Origin of the sequence: Idiomarina zobellii, from assembly GCF_900100855.1 — a bacterium.
Classification (GTDB): Bacteria; Pseudomonadota; Gammaproteobacteria; order Enterobacterales; family Alteromonadaceae; genus Idiomarina; species Idiomarina zobellii.
The window spans coordinates 176,043-191,464 of sequence record NZ_FNCB01000001.1 but is presented as its reverse complement, the minus strand read 5'-3'; the positions used below and the strand labels follow the sequence as shown (position 1 = coordinate 191,464).

The following is a 15,422-nucleotide window of genomic DNA, read 5'->3' as shown; positions in this document are numbered from 1 at the left end:
CTGAGATTACTTAAAACCGTTAATATTTTCAGCGGTTAACTCAATAATGCGCTGCCTTGCCTCCGGAGAAGTCCAGGCGTTATGTGGTGTAACAATCAAGTTTAGTGGTTCATTTAATGCATCGAGTAACGGGTGGCCGTCTTTTGGCGGTTCTTGTGGCAGAACATCGGTCGCATAGCCGCCGATTTGGCCTTTCCGTAATGCGTCCAGCACGTCCTCTTCATGAGCCACACCACCGCGGGCATTATTAATAACTAAAGTGTGGGGCGGGCAGTGTTGGATGTTGTTACGATTGAGCAAACCTTTCGTTTCCTCCGTTAGCGGGCAATGAAACGAAATAACATCGGCTTCAGGCAATAGCTCATCAAAACTTGGGCGCGAGTCGTCTGTTTTACCTGGTCGTGCGGTAAAAGTGACGCGCATACCTAATGCTTCAGCTTGTTTTTTTACTGCTTGCCCAAGTTCGCCTGAACCAACAATCACTAAATGCTTGCCTTCGAGTTGATAAGTAGGCGGGTTAAGCAGAGTAAATAACGGGGACTTTTGCCAGTCGCCAGCGGCCATACGCTTTTGCATAACCGGCATTTTTGTTGCTAACGACAGCATCATCATTAATGTGTGCTGAACCACACTGGGTGTTCCGTAAGCTTCGACATTTTTAACGGGAATGCCAAGCTTTTCAGCAGCTTTTAAGTCGATATTGTTCATACCGGTGGCTAGCACACAAACCAGCTTCAGCTCTTTTGCCTGTTTTAAGCTGTCTTCGTTCAGCACCACTTTATTGGTAATAACAATGTCAGCGTCTTTAATACGTTCATCGACTTGTTCGGGCGAAGTCAGTGAATGGCAAATGAACTCGTTAACCTGATTTTCAATAGGAGATAAATCAACGCCTTCACCCAAACTGTCGTTATCTAATATTACCGCTTTCATAATGACTCCTACTGCAAACAATATTTATTGGTTTAGCGATAGCTTATCATTAACTCCAAGTTTTGCTGGTACTGTTGAGGAAGAAACATTAAGCTTTCTTCCTCAATTCAAACAAATTGATATTGCCAACCGTGCTCTACTATAAAAACAACAAAGCACTTATTTCGCTGCTAAACACGATTAAAAGCAAAGTATCGCTAAGCCGCTCCAGGGAGGAGTTAGACGTGGTTATTTCCGAGCTGAAATCGTTTCCCGGTGGTTACCAACTTAAAACAAAAGTCTACTGGGCTATTTTTACCGGCTTATTATTAGCAACAACGGTATTCGGTTACTGGGACTGGTCACAACGTCAGTATTTTCAGCAAAGTACCTGGATTATTATTGCCATTGGTGGTTTGTTAACGGTGCTTGCCGGTATTACCGCCTATTATCCGCATCATCTGATGTCGAAAGTGTCCCATGCTTTATTGCAGCGCGACGGTCTACTCGACAACAACCTGACGTTGGTAAGCTTTAACGGCAAAGCTACCGCTCAACAGTTTCAGCAACGCTTTAGCGAGTTTAATCGAGGCAACTACAGCCGTGAAATTAAAGAACTGTTTAAAGGCAGTTACCAGGGCGATGAATATTCGTTTGACTATCACTATTACCATTTTCATTACGTCGATGAGCGTATTGTTACCGAAACCTACACTGACAGTAACGGCCGGGTAAGAACGCGCACTCGTCGCGAGTACGATCATTATGATCGCTATGGTCTGATTTTACCTTTTGGCTTACTGCGTAATTTTGTGGTTATTGGTTTTAACCTTCCTGGAGCGGGTAAAGCTACTTACAAGCCTGCATCTAACCGTTTTAATAGGGTATTTAAAGTTATAGCGGCGAGTCAAATTGAAGCGGCTAAAGCCATGAAGCCGACCGTTGTTGTCGCGTTTGAAGAACTTAGCAATGTATTATCGAAAATAAACTTCGAGGTGAACGACGCGGCCGATTTATGTCTTTCATTTGCCGACAAAGATCTTATTGCAACACCGAACAAAGTAAATATTAGCGAATTTGACGCCTTTATTGAAGCGTTGGAAGGAGAACAGGAATTTGAAAAACTAAGAGCGACACTGAGTCATGTTCATTATGTAATGACTAAATTGGACAGTAATTTTTAGGAGAAAATAAATGACTGGAATATGGATAACGGTTGGTATTGCGGTAGTTTTGGTGATAGCCATTATTGCCATTTATAACGCCATTATTAACCGGGCGAATGCCGTTGAACGGGCTTGGGCAAACGTTATTACGCAAGAGCGCCAGAAGAATAAAATCATTCCGCATTTAGAGGATGTGGTAAAAGATTACAAAGAGTTTGAACAGGGAACACTGACTAAAGTCACCGAGCTTCGCAGTGCGCTACAGGGCTTAGATAGCGGGAAAGTTGATACAGCGAAACTTGAACAAGCTGAAGCAAAAACGGGTGAGTTACTAAAAAGCTTAAACGTGACGGTTGAAAATTACCCTGAATTGAAAGCGTCAGAAACCTATCAGAAACTCATGCGCGAAATTACCGACCAACAGGAAAACATTGGCGCAGCGATTCGTATTTTTAACCAAAACGTGGAAGACTTTAATAATGGTATTGAAGTGTTTCCGAACTCACTGGTTAATGCCATGCTGAACCGTAAAGAGAAGATAAAAACCTTCTCCGACTCTCAGGCAGAAGAAGGTTTTGAATATAAGCCCAATATCTAGCTCTGGGTTGCGTAAAAGAACTGCAAATGGCGTTAGCGAATTTCTGATTTGATGCTAATTTTATGAGTACTCAAAGCGTTAAAAAGGAAACGGTATGAAGAAGTTAGCGTTATTAACGGTAATGACATCTCTCGCCTTAGTCGGCTGTGAGAATATGAGTAACACTCAAAAAGGCGCGACGATTGGCGCGGTGACAGGTGCTTTATTAGGAAAAGGCACGGGTGACCACGATAAAAGCCGTTATGTCTGGGGGGCGGCAGTTGGTGCATTAGCGGGTGGTGCTATTGGTTCCTATATGGACAAGCAGGAAGAAGAGTTTAGGGAAGAGCTGGCTGACAGCGGCGTTAAAGTCATACGTGAAGGCGATAATATCCGTCTGCAGCTACCAAGTAACATAACTTTCGCTACAGGTAGCGCAACCATCTCGCAGAGCTTCAACCCGGTTTTAGACGACGTTGCCCGAGTGCTGAAAAAGTATGAGAAAACCACCATGCTTATTCAGGGACACACGGACAGTACAGGCACCGCTGAATACAATCAGCAGTTGTCGTTAAACCGGGCTAACGCGGTGCGTAACCACTTAGTGGGTAATGGCGTTGACACTCGTCGGGTGACAACCGAAGGGTATGGTGAAAGTCAGCCAATAGCAGACAATGACACAGAAAGCGGACGTCAACTCAATCGCCGCGTTGAGCTGCGAATTGTCCCCAATACCAAATAAACTTACGCGTAAAGACTAACGCTGAAACTCCAGAAGTTGATTGTTTGCCGGCATAGTATGGGTGTTTTTCAAATGAAACCCATGCTGGCTGGCAAGCTCTGAAATCCATTGTTTATCACGGATTCCCATTTGGCTGTCACGCGCTTTTAATGATTCATCAAATGAGCGGTTACTCTCACTGGTAAACTGACCGTTGTCGTTGAATGGTCCATAAATGCATAAACGCTTTACCGACTTAAGGCTGTTTCCCAAATGCTCAAACAGTGCTTTCACTCCTTCTTTAGGCATAATGTGGCAGGTATTGGCGGTAAATAAAGCATCGAACTGACCCGCAGGAGCCTCTTTAAATACGTCGAATTCCACCGGCAAAGCTTGGCCTGGCGCTCCTTCTTTTAAAATTCGGGCTTTTACGCCCGATAAATAGGCCGGTTGGTCACTTGCCTGCCATTCTATATGAGGGAGTTGCCTAGCGAAGTAAACCGCATGTTGTCCGGTGCCACTGCCTACCTCCAAAACTTGTGACGCATTAGCAAAAGCGACTTCCAGAACCTCAAGTATTGGCTTTTTATTGTTTTCACATGCTTGTGAGAACGGTAGCTCCATAAAATATCACCGAGTTGTCGTCGTTAGTAATCGATACTCTAACAAAAAAGCGGGCCGTGTTTTACATCCAGGATTTCTTTAATGACTCAACCTGATGTAGCGTTTCGTCAATTAAAGCGTCACCTGTGGTTTCCTTAATAAAAGGAACTGACTGCCCACCACAGGCAAGCACGAAGCCGACAGAGCACAGTTTAAAGCGGCGCATAAACCAGCTTTGGTAAAACGAGGTTTGTTGAACTTTGTGAATGGGAAAGCAACGGTAATTAACGCCAATGAGACCTTTACGAATGTATATAAACTGGTCGTCGCTTGCATACCCCCAGCGCTTCCAGCGTAGCGAGATAAGAGGCAGGCTAGCTAGGAACAGGGCAACTAAGGCGGCTGAAAGTTGGTAGTGGCCAAAGTAACTTATAACTAGTGCAGAACCCACCAATAGCCAAAAGGAGACCAATGCGTTTCGCACCATTAACCGCTTGCTTATCGGGTGAAACTTAATGCTGCCCATTTGATGCTCAGGCCAGGCATTGCCTGCCAGTTCCCCAGCTTCACTCAAAGTAACGGAGGGAACCATTATTTTTCCACTCGCTGTGGAAGCATTGTGCCGCTCAACACTGGAATTGAGTTGCTCAAATTTCAGGTTCACGCGCTGTAGCAAGCGGTCCAGCCAGTTTTGTTGGTATACGATCATCTGTAGCCGACGCAGTCGCATTGCTACTTCGTGACGGGTAAATAGACCATTTCTTCGAATATAGCGATCGCCTGAACGAGTAAGTCGAAAATCGTAAAAGGTAATGACCGAGCCAATGACAGAAATTAACGCCAGGAACGCAACAATAATGAAGGTGGCCGAGGCAATAACCAGAATGTATTGCCACATCGCGTACTGAGTGGAGGACATGAGCGCTTCCAGATCGACACCGAAGCTTTCTATTCCCTCAATCACTTGTTCAGAAATCGAATTAAAAAAGGGCGCTAATGCCCCTAAGACAATCCAAATACGATTGCTTGCTAGGCCGTGAATTACGAGATCTCTCACTGAACGAGTATTAAGAACTGTTTCTCGCTCTTCTTGCTTTTGTTCGGGGTCTGGATGATCTTCAGTGTTGGTTTTGTGATCTTTAAACAGCAGTATTTCTTGTTTAAGCGCCTCGGCGACGGGTTTGGGAAGGGCGATGATTTTTGCTTCCGCCTTACTCGAGCCGGCAGTGTCGAGCAACATGCAGACGTGATCAGTAAGGCGGTAATAAATAGGCTGTTCAAAGCGAATGTTCTGAATACGCTCAAAGGGTAAATCAATATGCTTTTTTTGAAAAACTCCCGAGTGAATTTGTGCTCGTTGTCCGGTAATTCGGTATTGGTAAAAGTAAAATTTAACCAACGCACTGATGGCGATAAACGCCAATACTCCGGCTACTCCAACAATAATAGAAACAATATTGTCTGCCAGCTTCTGATACCCAATAACGAACGCTGGAATCAAATAAACGAAGTTACTGGCGGTATTTTTAATAAATTGAATCGCAAAATAAATGATCGCGACCGGAGACAGCTTGAGCCATTTATCACGATATTCTTCAGTGGCAGTGTCAATACTGCTTGTTTGTTTGTTATTCATTGGCCGCAATATCACTGTGTTCAAGTATATACTGACGAAGCTCGCGGGCTTTTTCTTCGGGCAAGCCAGGAATAGCGAACGTATGCATAGCACCGCCGGCACTGAATACCTCTAAGGAGGCGAGCCCAAAGTGGCGGTCGATGGGCCCATGTTTTAATTCAACATGCTGTATTCGTAATATGGGCTGACTGATGATCGACTTAAAAATAACACCGCTTTTGTAACTTAAATCATGCTCTCGCAGCGCATAGCCTTTAATTTTGTCGCCAATAACGCCGTAAACGGATAGCAATAGCCCTAATGAGGCAATAGCAATGAGTAAGCTGGGAATTGCTTTTTGCATAGGGCTGGGCAGTTCAAACCAGGGCTGCCAGTAAACGACAACCAAGGCGACTAAAATCACAAGCCAAAGCAGTAAGCGGCAAAGTAAATTGACTTTAACGTAGGCTGGACTTAACGGTAAAAATCGTTGTTCACGAGCTTTAGGAAGGCTGCTGCTTTCGATTGTCTCGTTTGAAAATGAACTGGTAGACATGACAGGCTGCTTGTTATTGTTGTTGGAGCCTAAGTTAGCAAGCTTTTAAGTCTCCTGCTAGTGCCTGAAATGCTTTGATACAAATAAAAAGAGCGGCAAATTTGCCGCTCTTTTTGACGCTAAGTGACGACGTTATTTTTTCACTTGAAGGTCGTTTTCAATGTCTTTCACGCCTTCGACTGTAGAAGCTAAGTTTTCAGCTGTATCAATATCAGCGTCGCTCTCAACAAAACCTGACAGCTGAACAATACCATTGTTGGTTTCAACGCTAATATTCATGCTGTTGAGGTTATCGTCTTCAAAAATAACGGCCTTAACGCGCGTGGTGATGATAGAGTCATCGATGTAGTCACCCGCTTGATCTGCTTTTTCTTCAGCGTAGTCGCCAGCTTCCTGAGCTTCCTCTTTGGTTTTATTCCAGGCATCTTCAGACGTTTCTTTGGTTTCATTCCAAGCGTCTTCTGACTTTTCCTGAGCGTCGTCCATGGTTTCCTTTGTTTTTTGCTCAGCCTGTTCCATTTTACTCTCAACTTCAGACTCTGCTTTGTTTGCTTCTTGTTCACTACAACCAGACAGTGCCAGAAGCGACAATGGAATTAAACTTGCGAATAAAGCTGCTTTTACGTTTTTCATCACTAACCTCCAGTGTTAACTAAAATACTAACGCTATTAAATATAGAACAATAATTTACGTTTATGGTGTTCTTTACAGATGTTTTTCAAAATACCCACAAAAAACAAAGTGATATTCATTAAGTTGATTTAGCTCAATAACGGGTTTGCGGCGCTCTCGTAAACTGATGAAAACAAAATAGGAGTATCCGTTATGAGTTTATGGCAAGAGTTTTTCAGTGACCCCGTTATCTTTATTTCTTTTAGTGGGCTGGCTATTGTTATTGGTATGTGCTTTTTCTACGCTGTATTTTTTTATATAAAAATGGTGAAAGCGGAGAAAAAACGAAAATAACTATACCAGTACGCGAATAAAGGAGAGTAATGAAATATATTTTTCAGGTGCGTATAAAAGAAGGGTACACAGCAGAAGACTATGCAGAAGCCTGGGTTAAAGCCAGTGAAACTATTCAGCGTGCTCCGGGCGCACGAGGCACCGAGCTCCACCGTAAAATTGGCGATGATAAAACACTGATTGCTATTGCATCCTGGGACTCGAAGGCGCAGCGGGATGCAATGGAAAACCAACACAACCCAGACGTCGCTGAGATTATTCGCGGCGCTGCGCCGTTTTGTGAGATTACGGCCTTAGGGGAGTTCGAAGATCCAGAGTGGGTCGTCTTACCGCCTGGAAAAACGACCTAAAAGTGCTACATATTTCAGATTTTGGTTAGCCAACCATGTGTATCTTCTGTTTTGCCCCATTGAATATCATTTAAGGCCTTGCGGAGCTTCAGTGTGGTTTCGCCTGTGTTGCCATTGCCGACTGAGAACTCCTGACCATCATGAATAAGAGTACCAACTGGTGCTAAAACGGCTGCCGTACCTGATAGAGCGGCCTCGCAGTTTGGTTTTGCTGCGCGCTCTAATAATTCTTCAACACTTAGTTCCCGCTCTGACACTGTCATTCCTAAGTCTTTAGCAATGGTGAGAATAGAGTCACGAGTGACGCCGTGCAAAAAGCTGGTATCCAGTGCTTTGGTGATAATCTCATTGCCATCGATAAGTAGAAAGTTTGCAGCCCCGGTTTCCTGGACGTCACCATTAGGGCAAAACAGAACCTGGTCAGCGTTAACAGAAGCACGAGCTTTAAGAATTGGCTGGAGCGCGCTGGCATAATTACCGCCACTTTTTACCATCCCCATGTGGGCGGCACAGCGTGAACCATCTTCTTCAAGCAGTAACCGCAATGCTTTATCGCCGCCTGAGAAATAGTCGCCAACAGGAGACAAAAGAACATAGAGCATGGATGAGTGCGTAGGCGAAGCGGCTTTACCAATAGCGGCTTCGGTGCCAATGTGGGTTGGTCGAATGTACATAGAGCCCGGAGGAGCAGGGACTTCTCCGCTAAAGTGTTTTACAACATCGATAATCATATGTTCGAGCATAGATTCGTCGAACGCTGGCAATGACAGCAGCTCACTGCTCTGTTGCATACGTTTTACATTTCTATCCATACGAAAAATATTAATGGAACCATCGTCGTGTCGAAACGCTTTCAGCCCTTCAAAACAGGTGCTGGCGTAGTGTAAAACGTGGGCACCCGGGTGTAATTGAATGGCGTCGGAGGAAACCAGTTCAGGCGTGCTCCAGTTTGAGTTTTCAAACGCCGCCAACGTCATTTGCGGCATAAATACAGAGCCAAAAGCTGCCATAAGTTAATCCTGCTCGAGTAAAAAGTTGCGCAGTAATATACCATATTTTTTAACAATCGGATGACACTGACTGAACAGGTTCCTTATGATTCAAATTTCTCAGCGCGTTCAAATTGCAGAAAATGAAATAGAATGGCAGTTTATCCGTTCCAGTGGGGCGGGTGGTCAGAACGTCAATAAGGTGGCCACGGCCGCTCAACTTATTTTTGATATTCAGGCTTCGTCACTACCGGATTTTTATAAACAACGACTGCTTAAAAAGCATGATCACCGTATTACTCAAAGTGGCAAAGTGATTATTAAAAGTCAGGAAACACGTAGTCAGGCAAGGAACAGAGAACTAGCATTAGAGCAACTGACAGAGCTTATTCGAAGCGTTTCGAAAACACAGAAAAAGCGTATTCCGACCAAACCAAGCCGGGCAGCAAAAGAGAAGCGCTTGAATAAGAAGAAGCAGCACGGCCAGAAAAAGGTGCTTCGCAAAAAAGAGTTTTAGCCTCCCACATTTCTGGTTTCACTTGAGCAGGTTATCCGGGCGCACTCCAGTATTAGCTCTTTTAACTCGCATTGACTACAGTAGTCACAGCAACGAATATCACTGGCGACAAGTCGCTTTTCTAAGAGTAAGAGCTTCAATTGCTCCTTACTCATAGACAGTTGCAAACGCTCAGGTTTGTTCCTGCGCATGGTTCAGTTCCTCCAGCTGTTGAACATAGTGACCCACACAACGAGAATGTTGGCACCCCGTAACAAGTAATTGGCAGCAGTAGCGGCATAAATCTTTAACTTGTTTGGAGTTCGAGGTTGTTCGCCATTTTTCAAGCTGCCGACTCGCATCTTCTTGCTTTTCCTGAGCAAGGAATTGGTTATTGAGTCGAATATAAACAGCGATGAGCAAAACTGATGCTGTCGTGTAGGTTTGTATTGCATTCGCAGTTAATGCTGCCTCTTCTGCAGCACATCGAGCATTGCCAATAGCCTCAGATAGTATTGAGGCTGCGCTGCAATAGTTTTTCTGCTGTAAATACCGGGTAGCTTCTTGCAGATGTTTTTGGCTGCTAAAGTAAGCTGTGTAGGCATTATTCATTTTTGTCTCTTTCCCTATTGATCGTTATTGAAAACAAGTTAACGCAAATGATAACTGTTCGCAATAGTGTTTTTGTAAATGTTCTTTTAAACGATCAAAAGCGGCTATTTGTGCGTAACACAGACTATAAGTAAATTTCTGAGGTCATTATGAAACACTATAAACAGAGCGACTTAGCTCAAATGAAAGATAGAGAGCGGGCTCGTTTCGTGAACTGCTTGTCTGGCTTTAAGAGCGCCAATGTCATAGGTACACGCGATCGGCGCCAGCAGGATAACCTGGCTATTGTGAGTTCGGTTGTGCACCTTGGAAGCAATCCGCCGTTTCTTGGCTTTGTTATGCGTCCACAGTCAGTGACACGGCACACCTGGGAGAATATTGAGGAAAGTGGTGTGTATACTATTAATCATGTTGGCGAGAGCTTTTTTAAAAGGGCGCATAAAACCTCTGCCCGCTACCCGAGAGAGCAGTCCGAGTTTGATGCTTGTGACCTAACACCTGAGTTTATGGATGGTTTTCACGCGCCCTATGTGGCTGAGAGCTCTTTGCGTATTGGTATGCAATTGGTTGAAATTATTCCGATACAACACAACGACACGGCGCTTATTGTTGGCGAAGTGCGTTGGGTCGATGTACAAGAGGATGTAGTTCAAAGTGATGGTTATATCGACATTGAAGGTCTGGGTACTATGACTATTTCCGGACTAGATGGTTATCACTCGACCTCTCGCGCAGTGCGTTTGTCTTACGCAAAGCCCGACGAAGAGTTGCGCGAATTGCACATCAACGGCGAGACTAAAGGCTAATAATATCGGGCGCTTTACGGCTGTGTTCTTTAGTGATCCAGAATAGCAATAAGCCTGCGAGGGACAAACCGCAGCCGACCCAACCGGTACCTTGCCAGCTCAGGGGGGAAACAATAGCTAAACCACCTAGCCAGGCGCCTAAGGCGTTGGCCGCGTTAAATGCCGAGTGATTCAGCGATGCGGCTAAGGTTTGTGCTTCTCCCGCTACATCCATAAGGCGAACCTGAAGCGCGGGAACCAAAGCCGCTGCACTGCCAAGTAGCAGGACCATTGGCATAACGCTCCAAATGCTTTCTAGCGTAAAGGGGAAAATACCTAGTACAACCGCTGACCAAATAAGTGAGCCACCAATCGTTAACTTAAGGCTTCGGTCCGCTGCCCAACCGCCGACTAAACTTCCTGCTAACGAGCCGATACCGTAGATAAGCAATGCAATAGGTATCCAGTGGGGAGCCAGTCCGGTAGCGTTAATCAAGGTGGGGGCTATGTAGCTTAAAACCGCAAACATGCCGCCAAAACCGATAGCGCCAATAGCCAGCGTTAGCCAAACCTGTGGGTTCTGTAAGGCTCTCATTTCGCCTCGAGCAGAGGTTTTTTGTTCGTTTGGATGTTGTGGAACCACAAGTGCAATCATAACCAGTGCAACTAAACCTAATGCACCAACAGTGTGGTAGACCGTACGCCAGTCGATGAGCTGCCCGAGCCATGTAGCTAGAGGGTTACCAACCAAAATGGCGATGGTAAGGCCCATCATAACCATAGTGACAGCCATACCGCGTTGGTTCCGGCGTACCATATCGGCAGCGACCAAACAGGCTATGCCAAAATAAGCCCCATGCGGCAGACCAGTTAGAAATCGTAAAATTTGCAGCAAAAAGTAATTATCGGCCGATGCGCTGGCAAAATTACCAATAGCGAAAACGAACAACAGTATGAGTAGCATAGGCTTACGAGGAAAGCGCGCAAAGAGGATAGTAATAAGTGGCGCACCGACAACAACACCTAAAGCGTAAAGACTGATTAAGTGCCCGGTTGTACGCGTGTCAGTATTAAAATCGGTAGCGACGTCAGGCAGCAAACCCATAATCACGAACTCACCGATACCAATAGCAAAACTGCCAATGGCCATGGCAAATATAGCCAGTCGAACTTGTGCTTTGGAGAACTGAGTCATGGGGCTGGCTGTATTCCTGTACTTATCGTCTTTATTAAGAGTGCGCAGTTTAGCGAATGTGGCAGCTATTGCAATTACTTGCTTTATACTGTACAAATAACCAGTATCTGTAAACCTCAGCAAAGGACACAACCATGGCTGTAGTAACCCAATACGTAGTGATTCGCGATGGAGCCGAAAAAATGACATTTACCTCGAAAGCCGAAGCTGATGCACACGATAAAATGTTGGATATGGCAGAGGCGCTAACGCCCTTAATTGAAAGCAGCGAGCTTTTTACTGACGACAAGCAGCTTGAAGATATGGCGATGTTTTTAGCGAAAGAACGAGAAAATGTATTAATTGCTCTGGGCGCTAAGAAACCGAAAAAGCCGAAAGCGGAAAAAGCACCGACAGAGAAAGCTGACAATAAAGCAGAAAGTAAAGAGTCGACTAAAGCGGCTTAGCTTTGGTGCTTGTGAAGATTTTGGTAGTATAGCTGCCTCTTTCAAAGACGTAATGGATAGGATCAGACTATGACGCAAGAAACGATTTACCACATTGGTACTCCGGGTAAGCCGTGGGGTGCAGAAGAAAAAGCGCAATGGTTAGCGGAGCAAACTCAAAAGCGTTCATACTTTGATGATGTTGTCAGTAAGATAGAAACATTTAAAAACGATTTTGACGTTGAGCAATATGGTGAATTGGCTTATGAGAGCGCTACTTATCCGTTGTTCGCAGTGAAAACCAAGAGCTGGGACAGTAGTAAGCCAACGGTATTAGTCACTGGCGGTGTGCATGGCTATGAAACAAGTGGTGTTCACGGCGCGCTGCGTTTTATTGAAACCAAAGCCAATAGTTATGCTGAGCACTTTAATGTCGTTGTTGCGCCATGTTTAAGCCCATGGGGTTATGAAACCATTAACCGTTGGAACCCGGCCGCGATTGATCCGAACCGTTCATTTGTTGCTGAGTCACCGGCAGGTGAGTGCGCGCATATTATGAAGTATGTCGCTGGTTTGGACGTAGATATTCTGGCACACATTGACTTGCATGAAACGACCGATACTGACAACAGTGAATTTCGTCCGGCAAAAGCCGCAATGGACGGTACTGTGAACACCAACTGGAATATTCCTGACGGCTTTTATTTGGTGGGGAATGCTGAGAAGCCTTATCCTGAATTCCAGAAGGCCGTACTGGACTCTGTCGAGAAAGTCACACATATAGCGGACGCTGACGAAGAGAATAAACTGATTGGTGAAGACATTGCTCAGCGTGGTGTTATTTTACTGCCAACGTCTAAGCTTGGACTTTGCATTAGCTTCAGTAAAGCCGAGTACGCCACAACTACAGAAGTTTACCCCGACAGCCCAAAAGCAACGCCTGAGCAGTGTATTGAAGCCCAGGTCGCTGCGGTAACGGGGGGGCTGGATTTCTTAAAGTAACACCCCCGCGACCAGTAAGGTTATGAGCGCCGTGTCGCTGGACGTTTTTGTCGTGGTGCGCGGCGCGAATTATTTGGTCGGCTACCTCTGGGTTTTTGGATAGGCTCTGGTTTTATGCTTGGATCAGGCTCAAAGCCCGGAACCACTTCTTTGGGTATTTCGTTTTTAGTTAGTTTTTCAATGTCGCGCAGCAACTTGTGCTCGTCCACACAGACCAAAGAAGCCGCTTCACCCTCACTGCCGGCACGCCCGGTTCGGCCAATTCGGTGTACGTAGTCTTCGGCAACCTGCGGTAATTCGAAATTGATAACGTGTGGTAATTCATCGATATCAATGCCACGTGCCGCAATATCGGTTGCGACTAAAACACGTAACTTTCCTGCTTTAAACTGCGCTAAAGCTTTGGTTCTGGCGCCCTGGCTTTTATTGCCGTGAATAGCCATTGCTGGTAGACCGTCGTCGCTAAGTTGAGTCGCCAAACGATTGGCTCCATGCTTGGTACGAGTAAAGACTAATACTTGCCGCCAGTTTCTGCTGCCAATCAAGTAGCTTAGTAACTCACGTTTGCGTTTTTTATCAACCGGATAAACGCGTTGCTCAATCGTGTCAGCAGTGGCATTTTGTCGAGCAACTTCCACCAGTTTAGGTTGATGCATAAACTGCTGAGCCAGCGCTTTAATTTCTTTAGAAAACGTCGCCGAGAACAGCAGTGTCTGACGCTGTTCAGGAATCAGCTTCATGACTTTCTTAATGTCATGAATAAAACCCATGTCCAGCATGCGATCGGCTTCATCTAATATCAGTACATCAATCTCGCTCAAGTCGACCGTTCCTTGACGGCTGTGATCAAGCAGTCGTCCTGGTGTCGCAACTAAGATATCGACGCCGCGACGTAACGCATTAATTTGCGGGTTGATACCAACACCACCGAAAATGACCAGCGACTTAAGGCCTGTGTATTTTGCGTAGGTGTTGAGGTTATCCTCAACCTGAGCTGCTAACTCGCGTGTCGGTGTTAATATTAGCGCTCGAATAACAGGCTTACTTTCTGTCTTCGTCAAAGACAAGTTATGCAATAAAGGAAGCGTGAAGCCTGCTGTTTTCCCGGTTCCGGTTTGTGCCGCTGCCAGTAAGTCATGACCTCTCATTACGGTCGGAATGGCTTGCTCTTGAATCGGGGTAGGGGTGGTATAACCGCATTCATTTACGGCTCGTAAGATATTGTCGTTCAGTCCTAGTGACTGGAACGAACTCTGATTTTGTTCTGTGGACATGAAGCTCCGGGAATTGTTTTAAGTAGGCATCACACTTGCTGTGACTTTCCCTGCACTATATCACATTCTCCGTAACTCGGATTCAGTAATTCTATTTGATCTGAGTCAAGTTTTACCTTCGGAGAAGCTATTCTAAACCGCTTCTGGGCGATTTTGCTTAAAGCTTCAACAGAACTGTTATATATTAGTTATCTTAGTTAAAACATTCGCTTTAAAGGGCTGTGCTGTAACGGAGAATGCTCATGGAAGTAAAACAAGCCTTTACCGATTTTCTCGAGATTATTCCCGATGGTGCAGTCGTTATAAACACTGAAGGGTTGATTGTCGCTGTGAATCAAGCAGCAGCGACAATGTTTGGTTATTCGTCGTCTTCAATGTTGGAAATGCCGTTAAATTGCTTATTGCCCGAAGAATTCCGGGAAAAGCACGATGAACACCTGGTGAAGTTTTTTAAACACCCTGGGCGGCGTTCAATGGGGAACGGCCTAATTTTTCCCGCCGTTCGCCGTGATGGTTCTAAGTTTTATGTTGATATTATGCTGAACCAGATGGAAATTGATGGTGAACTGTTTGGCATTGCGATAGCTCGCGATTACACGTTGCTAAAAAAAGCGGAAGATAAAATTCGTTTGGAGCTGGAGTTTGAAAAACGTCAGGCGCTGACGGATCATTTAACTGGCATAATGAACCGACGAGCGTTTACAGCGCAGTTGACCGATGAAATTACGCAGTTGGAGCAGCATGGAACGCCGTTCGCCGTTAGCTTTATTGATCTTGATGACTTTAAAGAAATTAACGACGAGTACGGTCACCAGTATGGTGATGAAGTCCTACAAAAGATAGCTGAACTTATTCGTTTGCACAGTCGGCATACCGATTATGTCGCTCGTATTGGCGGCGACGAGTTTGCGACCATTCATCCGATGATTGCAGCAAGTGACGCTGAGCAAATGATGGAACGCTTAAGAGCTGAATTAGTCAGCGGAATAGGGCATGCAAAGTTGCCGGTCACCTTGTCTATAGGTTTATGCCAATGCGACAAACCGTCAGAGCATTACACTGTTGAAAATATTATGGCGCGGGCAGACCGGGCTATGTATCAGGCTAAAAAGGAAGGCAAGAACGCCGTTGTTCTGACGGGTTAGTGAGTCTTGCGTTAAGTCGTGTAATTTTGTTT

At 45.2% G+C, this 15,422-nt stretch carries 19 protein-coding genes; 10 read left to right on the top strand and 9 right to left on the bottom strand.

Annotation, left to right across the window (positions count from 1 at the left end):
• Positions 1-6: 6 nt before the first annotated feature.
• Positions 7-933, bottom strand: coding sequence for a D-2-hydroxyacid dehydrogenase (locus BLT32_RS00890; protein ID WP_053952425.1), 927 nt, complete (start codon positions 931-933; stop codon positions 7-9).
• Between the two features lie 224 nt (positions 934-1,157).
• Here BLT32_RS00890 and BLT32_RS00885 point away from each other — a divergent pair, with 224 nt between their 5' ends.
• The 3 genes from BLT32_RS00885 (at position 1,158) to BLT32_RS00875 (ending at position 3,397) form a co-directional block, all read left to right on the top strand.
• Positions 1,158-2,096, top strand: a complete 939-nt coding sequence (locus BLT32_RS00885; RefSeq protein WP_235443928.1) for a hypothetical protein — start codon at positions 1,158-1,160, stop codon at positions 2,094-2,096.
• Between the two features lie 10 nt (positions 2,097-2,106).
• A complete protein-coding gene (locus BLT32_RS00880) occupies positions 2,107-2,676 on the top strand; it encodes a LemA family protein (protein WP_053952424.1) in 570 nt (189 codons plus the stop codon).
• A 94-nt stretch (positions 2,677-2,770) separates the two neighbouring features.
• A complete protein-coding gene (locus tag BLT32_RS00875) occupies positions 2,771-3,397 on the top strand; it encodes a YiaD family glycine zipper/OmpA-like lipoprotein (protein ID WP_053952423.1) in 627 nt (208 codons plus the stop codon).
• A 15-nt stretch (positions 3,398-3,412) separates the two neighbouring features.
• Here the strand turns inward: BLT32_RS00875 and BLT32_RS00870 are convergent, their stop codons facing one another.
• From BLT32_RS00870 to BLT32_RS00855, 4 genes are all read right to left on the bottom strand, one after another.
• Positions 3,413-4,000 carry a DUF938 domain-containing protein gene (locus BLT32_RS00870; RefSeq protein WP_053952422.1) on the bottom strand — a complete coding sequence of 196 codons (588 nt, stop codon included), beginning with the start codon at positions 3,998-4,000 and terminating at the stop codon, positions 3,413-3,415.
• 61 nt (positions 4,001-4,061) lie between these two features.
• Positions 4,062-5,615 (bottom strand): PH domain-containing protein, encoded by a 1,554-nt coding sequence (locus BLT32_RS00865; protein WP_053952421.1) that lies wholly within the window; start codon positions 5,613-5,615, stop codon positions 4,062-4,064.
• Positions 5,608-6,150: a PH domain-containing protein gene (locus tag BLT32_RS00860; RefSeq protein WP_053952420.1), complete on the bottom strand. Its 543-nt coding sequence runs from the start codon at positions 6,148-6,150 to the stop codon at positions 5,608-5,610. The genes BLT32_RS00865 and BLT32_RS00860 overlap by 8 nt, the downstream gene beginning before the upstream one ends.
• A 132-nt stretch (positions 6,151-6,282) precedes the next feature.
• The gene (locus BLT32_RS00855) at positions 6,283-6,783 is read right to left on the bottom strand and encodes a BON domain-containing protein (protein WP_053952419.1); all 501 of its coding nucleotides are present in this window, start codon (positions 6,781-6,783) and stop codon (positions 6,283-6,285) included.
• Between the two features lie 193 nt (positions 6,784-6,976).
• On the opposite strand from BLT32_RS00855, the gene BLT32_RS00850 reads away from it, so the two are divergent.
• Together BLT32_RS00850 and BLT32_RS00845 are read left to right on the top strand one after the other, a co-directional pair.
• On the top strand, positions 6,977-7,117 hold the full coding sequence (locus BLT32_RS00850) for a DUF3149 domain-containing protein (protein ID WP_074668852.1): 141 nt from the start codon (positions 6,977-6,979) through the stop codon (positions 7,115-7,117).
• A 29-nt stretch (positions 7,118-7,146) separates the two neighbouring features.
• On the top strand, positions 7,147-7,467 hold the full coding sequence (locus BLT32_RS00845; protein ID WP_053952418.1) for an antibiotic biosynthesis monooxygenase family protein: 321 nt from the start codon (positions 7,147-7,149) through the stop codon (positions 7,465-7,467).
• Positions 7,468-7,481: 14 nt separating this feature from the next.
• Here BLT32_RS00845 and BLT32_RS00840 read toward each other — a convergent pair whose 3' ends face one another.
• Complete coding sequence (locus tag BLT32_RS00840; RefSeq protein ID WP_053952417.1) at positions 7,482-8,477, bottom strand: branched-chain amino acid aminotransferase; 996 nt, start codon at positions 8,475-8,477, stop codon at positions 7,482-7,484.
• 85 nt (positions 8,478-8,562) lie between these two features.
• Here BLT32_RS00840 and arfB point away from each other — a divergent pair, with 85 nt between their 5' ends.
• Positions 8,563-8,973 carry an alternative ribosome rescue aminoacyl-tRNA hydrolase ArfB gene (arfB, locus tag BLT32_RS00835; RefSeq protein WP_053952416.1) on the top strand — a complete coding sequence of 137 codons (411 nt, stop codon included), beginning with the start codon at positions 8,563-8,565 and terminating at the stop codon, positions 8,971-8,973.
• A gap of 171 nt (positions 8,974-9,144) precedes the next feature.
• Here the strand turns inward: arfB and BLT32_RS00825 are convergent, their stop codons facing one another.
• Positions 9,145-9,564: a hypothetical protein gene (locus BLT32_RS00825; RefSeq protein WP_053952415.1), complete on the bottom strand. Its 420-nt coding sequence runs from the start codon at positions 9,562-9,564 to the stop codon at positions 9,145-9,147.
• A gap of 149 nt (positions 9,565-9,713) precedes the next feature.
• On the opposite strand from BLT32_RS00825, the gene BLT32_RS00820 reads away from it, so the two are divergent.
• Entirely contained in the window at positions 9,714-10,370 is a 657-nt protein-coding gene (locus BLT32_RS00820; RefSeq protein ID WP_053952414.1) for a flavin reductase family protein, read from the top strand.
• Here BLT32_RS00820 and BLT32_RS00815 read toward each other — a convergent pair.
• Positions 10,360-11,544 (bottom strand): MFS transporter, encoded by a 1,185-nt coding sequence (locus BLT32_RS00815; RefSeq protein WP_053952413.1) that lies wholly within the window; start codon positions 11,542-11,544, stop codon positions 10,360-10,362. The two genes, BLT32_RS00820 and BLT32_RS00815, sit on opposite strands and share 11 nt — an antisense overlap.
• 134 nt (positions 11,545-11,678) lie before the next feature.
• Here BLT32_RS00815 and BLT32_RS00810 point away from each other — a divergent pair, with 134 nt between their 5' ends.
• Complete coding sequence (locus BLT32_RS00810) at positions 11,679-11,990, top strand: YebG family protein (protein WP_053952412.1); 312 nt, start codon at positions 11,679-11,681, stop codon at positions 11,988-11,990.
• A 69-nt stretch (positions 11,991-12,059) separates the two neighbouring features.
• A complete protein-coding gene (locus BLT32_RS00805; protein WP_053952411.1) occupies positions 12,060-12,971 on the top strand; it encodes a M14 family metallopeptidase in 912 nt (303 codons plus the stop codon).
• 20 nt (positions 12,972-12,991) lie between these two features.
• Here the strand turns inward: BLT32_RS00805 and BLT32_RS00800 are convergent, their stop codons facing one another.
• Positions 12,992-14,245, bottom strand: a complete 1,254-nt coding sequence (locus tag BLT32_RS00800; RefSeq protein ID WP_053952410.1) for a DEAD/DEAH box helicase — start codon at positions 14,243-14,245, stop codon at positions 12,992-12,994.
• A 242-nt stretch (positions 14,246-14,487) separates the two neighbouring features.
• On the opposite strand from BLT32_RS00800, the gene BLT32_RS00795 reads away from it, so the two are divergent.
• Positions 14,488-15,390, top strand: coding sequence for a GGDEF domain-containing protein (locus BLT32_RS00795; protein ID WP_053952409.1), 903 nt, complete (start codon positions 14,488-14,490; stop codon positions 15,388-15,390).
• Positions 15,391-15,422: the final 32 nt, after the last annotated feature.

What these genes read in the sequence shown, in the direction of transcription:
- BLT32_RS00890 (WP_053952425.1), bottom strand. Translation starts at nt 933, where the DNA reads ATGAAAGCGGTAATATTAGATAACGACAGTTTGGGTGAAGGCGTTGAT.
- BLT32_RS00880 (WP_053952424.1), top strand. Translation starts at nt 2,107, where the DNA reads ATGACTGGAATATGGATAACGGTTGGTATTGCGGTAGTTTTGGTGATA.
- BLT32_RS00875 (WP_053952423.1), top strand. Translation starts at nt 2,771, where the DNA reads ATGAAGAAGTTAGCGTTATTAACGGTAATGACATCTCTCGCCTTAGTC.
- BLT32_RS00870 (WP_053952422.1), bottom strand. Translation starts at nt 4,000, where the DNA reads ATGGAGCTACCGTTCTCACAAGCATGTGAAAACAATAAAAAGCCAATA.
- BLT32_RS00865 (WP_053952421.1), bottom strand. Translation starts at nt 5,615, where the DNA reads ATGAATAACAAACAAACAAGCAGTATTGACACTGCCACTGAAGAATAT.
- BLT32_RS00860 (WP_053952420.1), bottom strand. Translation starts at nt 6,150, where the DNA reads ATGTCTACCAGTTCATTTTCAAACGAGACAATCGAAAGCAGCAGCCTT.
- BLT32_RS00855 (WP_053952419.1), bottom strand. Translation starts at nt 6,783, where the DNA reads ATGAAAAACGTAAAAGCAGCTTTATTCGCAAGTTTAATTCCATTGTCG.
- BLT32_RS00850 (WP_074668852.1), top strand. Translation starts at nt 6,977, where the DNA reads ATGAGTTTATGGCAAGAGTTTTTCAGTGACCCCGTTATCTTTATTTCT.
- BLT32_RS00845 (WP_053952418.1), top strand. Translation starts at nt 7,147, where the DNA reads ATGAAATATATTTTTCAGGTGCGTATAAAAGAAGGGTACACAGCAGAA.
- BLT32_RS00840 (WP_053952417.1), bottom strand. Translation starts at nt 8,477, where the DNA reads ATGGCAGCTTTTGGCTCTGTATTTATGCCGCAAATGACGTTGGCGGCG.
- arfB (WP_053952416.1), top strand. Translation starts at nt 8,563, where the DNA reads ATGATTCAAATTTCTCAGCGCGTTCAAATTGCAGAAAATGAAATAGAA.
- BLT32_RS00825 (WP_053952415.1), bottom strand. Translation starts at nt 9,564, where the DNA reads ATGAATAATGCCTACACAGCTTACTTTAGCAGCCAAAAACATCTGCAA.
- BLT32_RS00820 (WP_053952414.1), top strand. Translation starts at nt 9,714, where the DNA reads ATGAAACACTATAAACAGAGCGACTTAGCTCAAATGAAAGATAGAGAG.
- BLT32_RS00815 (WP_053952413.1), bottom strand. Translation starts at nt 11,544, where the DNA reads ATGACTCAGTTCTCCAAAGCACAAGTTCGACTGGCTATATTTGCCATG.
- BLT32_RS00810 (WP_053952412.1), top strand. Translation starts at nt 11,679, where the DNA reads ATGGCTGTAGTAACCCAATACGTAGTGATTCGCGATGGAGCCGAAAAA.
- BLT32_RS00805 (WP_053952411.1), top strand. Translation starts at nt 12,060, where the DNA reads ATGACGCAAGAAACGATTTACCACATTGGTACTCCGGGTAAGCCGTGG.
- BLT32_RS00800 (WP_053952410.1), bottom strand. Translation starts at nt 14,245, where the DNA reads ATGTCCACAGAACAAAATCAGAGTTCGTTCCAGTCACTAGGACTGAAC.
- BLT32_RS00795 (WP_053952409.1), top strand. Translation starts at nt 14,488, where the DNA reads ATGGAAGTAAAACAAGCCTTTACCGATTTTCTCGAGATTATTCCCGAT.